This window comes from Butyrivibrio sp., from assembly GCF_024699075.1.
In genome coordinates this window covers 1-9184 of record NZ_JAILQF010000206.1, presented here as the reverse complement: position 1 = coordinate 9184, position 9184 = coordinate 1, and the positions used below count along the sequence as shown (strand labels likewise).

Annotated in this window: 9 protein-coding genes; all 9 read left to right on the top strand. The window is 37.9% G+C overall.

Annotation, left to right across the window (positions count from 1 at the left end):
* Positions 1–514: VanZ family protein (locus K6G87_RS08170; protein ID WP_296835718.1), on the top strand; the 514-nt coding region annotated here is incomplete at its 5' end.
* A gap of 109 nt (positions 515–623) precedes the next feature.
* Positions 624–1715, top strand: coding sequence for a dTDP-glucose 4,6-dehydratase (gene rfbB / locus K6G87_RS08165; RefSeq protein ID WP_296835717.1), 1092 nt, complete (start codon positions 624–626; stop codon positions 1713–1715).
* A 25-nt stretch (positions 1716–1740) separates the two neighbouring features.
* Positions 1741–2622, top strand: a complete 882-nt coding sequence (gene rfbA, locus K6G87_RS08160) for a glucose-1-phosphate thymidylyltransferase RfbA (protein ID WP_296835716.1) — start codon at positions 1741–1743, stop codon at positions 2620–2622.
* The gene (locus K6G87_RS08155) at positions 2612–3370 is read left to right on the top strand and encodes a hypothetical protein (protein WP_296835714.1); all 759 of its coding nucleotides are present in this window, start codon (positions 2612–2614) and stop codon (positions 3368–3370) included. Before rfbA ends, K6G87_RS08155 begins: the two co-directional genes overlap by 11 nt.
* 123 nt (positions 3371–3493) lie before the next feature.
* Positions 3494–4060, top strand: coding sequence for a dTDP-4-dehydrorhamnose 3,5-epimerase (gene rfbC / locus K6G87_RS08150; protein WP_296835712.1), 567 nt, complete (start codon positions 3494–3496; stop codon positions 4058–4060).
* A 26-nt stretch (positions 4061–4086) separates the two neighbouring features.
* Positions 4087–5130 (top strand): ABC transporter permease, encoded by a 1044-nt coding sequence (locus tag K6G87_RS08145; protein ID WP_296835711.1) that lies wholly within the window; start codon positions 4087–4089, stop codon positions 5128–5130.
* 49 nt (positions 5131–5179) lie between these two features.
* Positions 5180–6559: an ABC transporter ATP-binding protein gene (locus tag K6G87_RS08140; RefSeq protein WP_296835709.1), complete on the top strand. Its 1380-nt coding sequence runs from the start codon at positions 5180–5182 to the stop codon at positions 6557–6559.
* A gap of 93 nt (positions 6560–6652) precedes the next feature.
* A complete protein-coding gene (locus K6G87_RS08135; RefSeq protein ID WP_296835707.1) occupies positions 6653–8824 on the top strand; it encodes an SAM-dependent methyltransferase in 2172 nt (723 codons plus the stop codon).
* Positions 8825–8846: 22 nt separating this feature from the next.
* Positions 8847–9184, top strand: a 338-nt coding sequence (locus K6G87_RS08130; protein WP_296835706.1) for a hypothetical protein, incomplete at its 3' end; no start/stop codon positions are given.

Below are 9184 nucleotides of genomic sequence, written 5' to 3'. Positions count from 1 at the left end.
TTCAATTTTTAACAACTATCAGTACATTGCATTTAGTGTATTGATAGTTGTAATAATGTTTGAAATATTCATCATACCTTGGGGAAATGTATATAAGCGATTGGCATTAGCCATTTTTATTTTTTATTCGTATGTAGTTTATTCAATGACTGTAATTATGAGAATTGGTAATAGTGAAAATCGGCGTATTAATATTATTCCATTGAGATCATTATTGAGTTTTAGAGAAAATGGAGATACAAGACTTATTTGGTTGGGATTGTTAAATATATTAATGTTTTTACCTTTGGGTTTTATTGGAAGATTGTTCATATGTAAAAAAACTCAAAAAAGATATACTTTCATTCTGTTTTTGGGTTTATTATTACTTTCGGTATCAATAGAAACATCACAATTTTATTTAAATGCAGGAGTTTTTGAAACAGATGATATTATATTTAATTCTTTAGGCGGATTTATTGGCATATTGGCTTTTGATATTGGTTTTTATGTTTTTAGAAAAAATAATAATTAAATATCTAGCGCTTTAATACGAGGGGGTTAAAAGAAATTGAAGAATAAAAATATTGAATTTATTAAAGTATAAGTAATAAGTGGAATTATTAAAGAGAGACCAACCAACTATGAAAACTTATTTAGTAACAGGCGGAGCCGGCTTCATCGGCTCAAATTATATTCACTATATGTTCAAAAAGTATGGTGATACAATCCGCATTATCAATGTAGATGCACTTACATATGCAGGAAACCTTGAGAATTTGAGCGACCTTGAATCTAACGATAACTATACATTCGTTAAGGCTAACATCTGCGACAGAGAGGCTATTACTAAGCTCTTCGAAGAAAATGATATAGATCGTGTTGTACACTTTGCAGCTGAAAGTCACGTTGACCGTTCAATCGTAAATCCTGAGATCTTTGTAGAAACAAATGTTCTTGGAACAGCTACAATGCTTAATGCAGCAAAGAAGGCTTGGGAGCTTCCTGATGGATCATTTAAGGAAGGCAAGAAATTCCTTCACGTTTCCACAGATGAAGTTTATGGATCACTTCCTGAAGATGGCGGATATTTCTATGAGACAACACCTTATGCTCCTCATAGCCCATATTCAGCATCTAAGGCTAGTTCTGATATGCTTGTAAAAGCTTATATGGATACATATCACTTCCCTGCTAATATCACAAACTGCTCTAATAACTACGGACCTTATCAGTTCCCTGAAAAGCTCATTCCGCTTATCATCCACAATGCTCTTGAAGGTAAGAAGCTTCCAGTTTATGGTGATGGTAAAAACGTTCGTGACTGGCTTTATGTTGAAGATCATGCTAAGGCTATCGATATGGTTCAGGAACAGGGACGTCTCTTTGAGACATACAATATCGGTGGACACAATGAAAAGCAGAACATCGAGATCGTTAAGACTATCATCGATATCTTAAAAGAAGAGCTTGCTGAGGATGATCCAAGAAAGGCACATCTTACATACGATCTTATTACATATGTAGAAGACAGAAAGGGACATGATAGAAGATATGCTATCGCTCCTGATAAGATCAAGGCTGAGATTGGCTGGGAACCTGAGACAATGTTCAAAGAAGGTATCCGCAAGACAATCAAGTGGTATTTCGAGCACCAGGAATGGATGGAGCACATCACTTCAGGTGACTATGAGAAATATTATGATGGCATGTACAGCAAGAAGCTTGCTGACTGATCATCATAAATAGAGAGGGACCAAAATGAAAGGTATTATTCTTGCCGGAGGATCCGGCACACGTCTTTATCCTTTAACTAAGGCAGTATCCAAGCAGATCATGCCGGTATATGATAAGCCGATGATCTATTATCCTTTATCAACTCTTATGCTTGCTGGTATAAGAGACATACTTATTATCTCTACACCAAGAGATCTTCCTGCATTCAAGGAACTCTTTGGTGATGGATCACAGCTTGGACTTAACATGCAATATGCAGTTCAGGAACATCCAAGAGGACTTGCTGATGCGTTTATAATCGGAGCTGATTTTATCGGCAATGATTCAGCTGCACTTGTTCTTGGAGATAACATATTCTACGGACAGAGCTTTTCAAAGGTATTAAGAAATGTATTTGAAAGACATAATACACCAGGATCAGGAGCAACAATCTTCGGTTATTATGTAAGAGATCCAAGAGAGTACGGCGTTGTAGAATTTGATCAGGATGGAAAGGCTATATCAATCGAAGAAAAGCCTGAAAATCCAAAGTCCAATTATGCAGTACCTGGACTTTACTTCTACGATAATGATGTAGTAGAAATTGCTAAAAACGTAAAGCCAAGTGCAAGAGGCGAAATTGAGATAACAAGTATCAATAATGAGTATCTTAGCCGCGGCAATCTCTATGTAGAAACTCTTGGAAGAGGATTTGCATGGCTTGATACAGGTAATCACGATGCTCTTTTAGATGCAGCTGACTTTGTAGCTACATTCCAGAAGAGACAGGGCCTTTATATTTCATGTATAGAAGAAATAGCATATAAGAGAGGCTTTATAGACAAGGAGCAGCTTTTAAAGCTTGCTGAGCCACTTATGAAAACCAATTATGGTAAATATCTCATTGAGGTAGCGAATGGACTCTAAGGTCATGAAGTTGGCAATAGGGGTCTTTGCAGCACTGATCGCGCTTATACTTGTAATTGTATATGCGTCCAATGCTGACAAGATCAATAGTTTTCTGAAAGGTTCCGCTTCAGATTCCAGTAGTGAATCTGTGGCAGAACTTTCTGCGGCTCAAAGCGGGCAGATAGGAAACAATTTGCAAGGATTTATGGCACAAAAGGACTTTTTTGATGATCCTGAATATCTGGCAAGTATCTATGAAGCGGATGTTACGGCGCTTACCATGGAGATAAAGCCAGGAGAGGGTCAGATACAGGTTAGTATCAAGAACGGACGCGGAGGTCTTGAGACCGGCGAGAAGTTTGCGATAACAGTTACTAATATGGATGTGGAAGATGACGAGAATGTCTATATAGACGAGGACAGAAATGGTCAGATTCTCATAGAGGACCTCGAAATAGGTACTTACGAGGTAAGACTTAACCGTAAAGAAGGCTATCACGTACCTGCAAACGCGGCAGTAGTAAGAGTTACTAAAGATAGCGTGAATATTATAGAGATTAACGGAACAAGAGCAGGTACATCTGCAGAGTCAAGTTCTGTATCAGGTGATATATCATCAGTTGGAGGATCATCATTAGATGGTCCGGCGTCAGATAATGCTGCGCAGACACCCTTAAATCCTGACGGAACTTCAGGAAGCCTCACTAATGATTCCGGAGTTGACTCTTCTGCTTCTTCAATGAAAGCGGGAACGCTTTCTAATTGAATTTATGATAAGATCACAGAACTATACTGTACTTATCTAAACCAAAATAGATTTGTAATTTCTCTTACATTGTAAGATGAAATATTAAATATTAAATATTTTAGAACTAAGGGGAACATTTAAATGGGACAGATTAAAGTAGAAAATTGCGGAGATATAGAAGGTCTTAAGATTATCACACCTACAGTTCATGGTGATAACAGAGGCTACTTCATGGAGACTTACAATAAGCGTGAGTTTTTTGAAGCAGGAATAGACGTTGAATTTGTACAGGATAATCAGTCTGCAAGTAAGAAAGGTGTTCTTAGAGGACTTCATTTTCAGAAGAATTTTCCACAGGATAAGCTTGTAAGAGTTATAAAGGGAGAAGTTTTTGATGTTGCAGTAGATCTTCGTGAAGGATCAAAGACTTTTGGAAAGTGGTTTGGAGTTGTTCTTTCAGAAGAGAATAAAAAGCAGTTCTTTATTCCTAAAAACTTCGCACACGGATTTCTGGTTCTTTCTGATTATGCAGAGTTTTGTTACAAATGTTCAGATTTCTGGCATCCAAATGATGAGGGCGGCCTTTTATGGAATGACCCTGAAATAGGCATTGAATGGCCATTATGGGAGAATGCTGAACTTATTTTCTCAGAGAAAGATCCTAAGTGGGGCGGAATTGCTCAGTATAAAAAAGAGAGAAATCTTTAAAAATAAGGTTATATGAGGACTTTAGTTTGAACAATAAAGAAAAGACAACGATGGGACAGCGCCGTCTGCCGGGAATAGGTAACCTTCCTAAATGGGCAGGAATATCCATATTCCTTGCGTTTGCCATCGTTTTGGCACTTATAATTGTACTTCATTATAATCCCGGAGCTGATCAGGAAACTGAGAGGCTGAAGAAAATCTGCGCCTGTACGCTTATAGCGCTCAGCTGCGCGGTTTTTTCGGTTTATTATGACAGGGTTATGGTTGTACCGCTTGAATTATGGGACAACAGGCAGCTCATATGGCAGATGGCTGTCAATGATTTCAAAAAAAGGTATGCCGGATCATATCTTGGAGCGGTATGGGCATTTACACAGCCCGTTGTAACAGTACTTATGTACTGGTTTGTATTTGAAAAAATATTTGGGATGAAGTCTGAAATAGCCGGACGTGGTCTTGATGTGCCATATGTTATATTCCTTATGGCAGGTCTTATTCCGTGGTTTTATTTTACAGAAGGCTTATCAAATGGAACTACATCTCTTCTTGAATATACATATCTTGTCAAAAAGGTAGTATTCAAGATCAGTATTCTTCCACTTATAAAGATAATAGCAGCTACATTCACACATCTGTTCTTCTGCCTTTTGCTTGTAATTGCAGGCTGGATAGCGGGATTTTCACCAAATGTATATACCTTGCAGATCTTTTATTATATGTTCTGTGAGTTTATGCTTATGCTTGCCATTTCATTTGCTACAAGTGCCATACAGGTCTTTTTCCGTGACCTTATGCAGATAATAAATATAGGACTTCAGCTTGGTCAGTGGGCTACGCCTATCTTGTGGAATCTTGATGCGGTTGTTCCTGACTGGCGTATGCAGTGGATCATAAAGCTTAATCCCATGACATATATTGTTAATGGATACAGAAGCTGCATTTATGAACAGAGATGGTTCTTTGAACATTTCTATTCTTCAACCTATTTTTGGATTGTAGTAGTAGGACTGTTCTGTATAGGTTCGCTTGTATTTAAACGCTCAAAAATCCACTTTGCGGATGTATTGTAAAGAAAAAATATACCTATCCGCTATTAGTAATACTTGAATGGAGATTAGTATGTCAGAACAAAGAGAGGTCGCGATAGAGGTCAAGAATATCACAAAGCTCTATAAGCTTTATGATAAAAACTCCGACCGGCTCAAAGAAGCGCTTGGACTTACCAAACAGAAGAAGTATCATGAAAAGCTTGCGCTAAACAACATAGATCTTACAGTACACAGGGGTGAAACTGTCGGAATCATTGGAACAAATGGATCCGGTAAGTCCACTCTTCTTAAGATTATTACAGGTGTTCTTACGCCCACAGAAGGAAGCGTTAATGTTAATGGTCGTATTTCTGCTCTTCTTGAGCTGGGAGCCGGCTTTAACATGGAATATAACGGAATAGATAATATTTATTTGAACGGCATGATGATAGGCTTTTCAAGAGAAGAGATAAAGAGCCGTATGAATGCCATTCTTGACTTTGCTGATATTGGAGAGTACGTATACCAGCCTGTTAAGACCTATTCAAGCGGTATGTTTGTAAGACTTGCCTTTGCGCTTAACATAAATATCGATCCTGAAATTCTCATCGTTGATGAAGCTCTTTCTGTTGGAGATGTATTCTTCCAGGCTAAGTGCTATCACAAGTTTGAAGAGTTCAAGAAGCAGGGTAAGACTATACTTTTTGTATCACATGATCTTTCAAGTATCAGTAAGTACTGTGACAGAGCAGTTCTTATAAATCAGGGAGTAAAGCTTGGAGAAGGCTCTCCTAAGGAAATGATCGACATCTACAAGCAGGTTCTTGTAGGACAGTATGTTGCTCCTCCAAAGGAAAATGAAGAAGTTGCATTAAATCTTTTGGAAGATGAGGAGATCAGAAAGCGTGCCGGAGAAGATGCTGATGAGGCAGATTCCAAGGTCGGCACACCTATGGAAAAAAGAAGCGATCTTAGCAAAAATAAGGAAAGATCAAAGCAGCCTCAAAATGATCTTGTCGGCAAAAATCCCAATGTTTTAGAGTATGGTGATGGAGCTGCCAAAATCACAGACTATTACATAACAGACGATAAGGGTAACAGAGTATCTTCTGTCCAAAAGGGAGACGAATGCTCTATTCATATGTCTGTAGAGTTTGAAAGAGATTGCCCGGCACCTATTTTTGCTTTTACACTTAAGAATATTCTCGGAATAGAAATAACCGGTACCAATACAATGTTTGAGAAAGCCTTTCTGTCACCTGTGAAAAAAGGGGACCGAAAGAATATCACATTCACTCAGAAGATAGATCTTCAGGGTGGAGAGTACCTGATTTCTTTTGGTGTAACAGGATATGAGCAGGAAGACTTTACGGTATATCACAGACTATATGATGCACTTAATCTTACCGTGATATCAGACAAGAATACTGTCGGATATTATGACATGAATTCTGTGGTAAGTGTTGAGTGATAATATGTTATCAGGTTATATGGATGACATATTACTTCTTAGAGGTTGCCGGAATCTTTAGGACAGGGACAATAACAATCGGGAGGAATGGGTATGGCGACAGACGTAAAAATCGGTAACGTAACACTTAACTATGATCATTATAAAGGCATGGACCTGTACTGCGATGGACAGGTTGAAGATGAGCTCCTTGATATAGTTAAGAATAACGAACCATCACAATTCCAGGAAATCATTGAAAAGAAATGCAGCTGGCCTGTTCTTTATCATCTTTCAGAGCAGCGTAGCAATATTATAGAGTGGATCCCAATGACAGGATCTGAGAAGGTTCTTGAAGTGGGATCAGGATGCGGTGCCATTACAGGTAAGCTTTCTGAAAAGGCGGGAACTGTAACAAGTGTTGACCTTTCTAAGAAAAGAAGTGAGATCAATGCGTACAGAAATAAGACCTGCAGTAATGTTACTATCCACGTAGGTAATTTTAAGGATATAGAACCCGATCTTCCAAATGACTTTGATTATATTTTCCTTATAGGTGTATTTGAATATGGTCAGGGATATATTGGCGGAGAATATCCTTATGATAACTTTTTGAAGATGCTCAAAAAACATCTTCATGCAGGCGGCAGAATAGTAATTGCTATAGAAAACCGCATGGGTCTTAAATATCTTGCAGGATGTAGGGAAGATCACCTTGGAACCTATTTTTCCGGAATAGAAGGTTATAATTCAGACAGCGTTGCCAAGACATTTACAAGAAACGGACTGATTCAGATCTTCAAAAGATGTGGAATCAATAATTACCACTTCTATTATCCTTATCCTGATTATAAATTCATGACCATGATGCACTCGGATTACTATTTACCGGGTCTTGGAGAACTTAATGATAACGTGCGTAATTTTGATAATTCACGCATGATCCTTTTTAATGAAAAATATGCTTTTGATGGTCTTGTCAAAGACGGAATGTATCAGGATTTTGCTAACTCTTTTGAAGTTATAATAGGTAATGAATTCCCAACTGTTTTTTCAAAATATTCAAATGACAGGGCTTCTGAATTTAAGATAAGAACAGATATATGTGTGGACAGAGCTGGAAGAAGAGTTATTACAAAAACTCCTTTAAAGGCTGAAGCAATTGATCATATAAATAGTATAAGAGATGCCTATGAAGCTTTGAAAGAACGCTACAGAGGCGGAGATCTTGAGATCAATGACTGCCAGATAGATGAGAAGACCAAAGTTGCCTCATTTTCTTTTGTTAACGGAGAAACACTTTCTTCGCTTATGGATAGGTGTCTTGCAGGTGATGACCTTGAGGGCTTTGAAAATCTTTTCAAGGAATATCTTCGAAGGATCTCCTATAACGAGAATATGGAAGTTGCTGATTATGACCTTATATTCAATAACATTCTTGTCAACGGACCAATATGGACTGTTATTGATTATGAATGGACCTATGGTAAGCAGATACCCACAAAGGAGATAGCATATAGGGCACTGTACTGCTATCTTGAAGAGGATGAAAAGCGCAGAAAGATAGATATAAACAGATTCAATAAAGAGCTTGGACTTACTGATGAGGAAGCTAAAGGCCTTCTTGAAGAAGAGGCCGGATTCCAGAAATATGTGACAGGAAATCGTATGTCCATGGTAGAAATCTGGAAGAAGATTGGAAAGAAGGCTACTGTACCTCAGGAGCTTCTTCCTCCACCGGAAGTACCGGCCTTTAATCCTGAAGCTATAAAGCTTTATTATGACTATGGCGAGGGATTTTCTGAAGAAAATTCAGAAGAACCTGATATTGAATATGATAAGAACGGAAAAGCAGTAATCGAGCTTGAACTTGATGATAATATCGTAAAGTTAAGGCTTGATCCTGTATCTCATCCCTGCATAGTATCACTTACAAGCGTTAAGTGGAATGATGAGAAGATCCGTGATGATAATAATGCACTTCAGATTCATCCAAATGGTGCATGGCTTTCTGATGAAAGCATTGTATTTGATTCAGACGATCCATGGATAGAATTTGATTTCAGTTCCGAGAATCTTAAAAAGAGAGCTGTAAATCGAATGAATATAAGACTCGAAATGTCTTCAATTCACAAGAAACAGGCTCAGGACCTGGTTTCATATCAGTATGCCGGAGCTGACGAAGATGAGAATGAAGGACTTCGACTTGGAAAACTGAAAGGTTTATTCAAAAATGGGCTTAAAAAAGGCAGTACGGGAGTACCTGACCGCAAACGCAAGGCATAAGCACGAACAAAATGTTCGTCAAATGACCTTTCATTATGATGATTATATTGGAAGTGTCGAGGACAAAAAGCCTTGTATTAGCGGTGATAACAAAATAACAACTGTATTTTATAACGAAATAAAAGCATCTGCTTCAGGCACAAAATCTTCATTTGTCAAAATGATAGAAAAGGCTGATGAAGATGAAATATTCATTTTCTGCAGAAGAGAAGGAAAGCTTTTTAAATATGCCAAGGAGCATATTATATGTGCTTTTAAAGAAAATGCAGATATAAGCCTTCTTTATGCTGACGAAGATGAATTTGATGATAAGGGACTTCCAAGTAACCCTTATTTTAAGCCTGACTGGTCACCTGATTC

What these genes read in the sequence shown, in the direction of transcription:
- rfbB (WP_296835717.1), top strand. Translation starts at nt 624, where the DNA reads ATGAAAACTTATTTAGTAACAGGCGGAGCCGGCTTCATCGGCTCAAAT.
- rfbA (WP_296835716.1), top strand. Translation starts at nt 1,741, where the DNA reads ATGAAAGGTATTATTCTTGCCGGAGGATCCGGCACACGTCTTTATCCT.
- K6G87_RS08155 (WP_296835714.1), top strand. Translation starts at nt 2,612, where the DNA reads ATGGACTCTAAGGTCATGAAGTTGGCAATAGGGGTCTTTGCAGCACTG.
- rfbC (WP_296835712.1), top strand. Translation starts at nt 3,494, where the DNA reads ATGGGACAGATTAAAGTAGAAAATTGCGGAGATATAGAAGGTCTTAAG.
- K6G87_RS08140 (WP_296835709.1), top strand. Translation starts at nt 5,180, where the DNA reads ATGTCAGAACAAAGAGAGGTCGCGATAGAGGTCAAGAATATCACAAAG.
- K6G87_RS08135 (WP_296835707.1), top strand. Translation starts at nt 6,653, where the DNA reads ATGGCGACAGACGTAAAAATCGGTAACGTAACACTTAACTATGATCAT.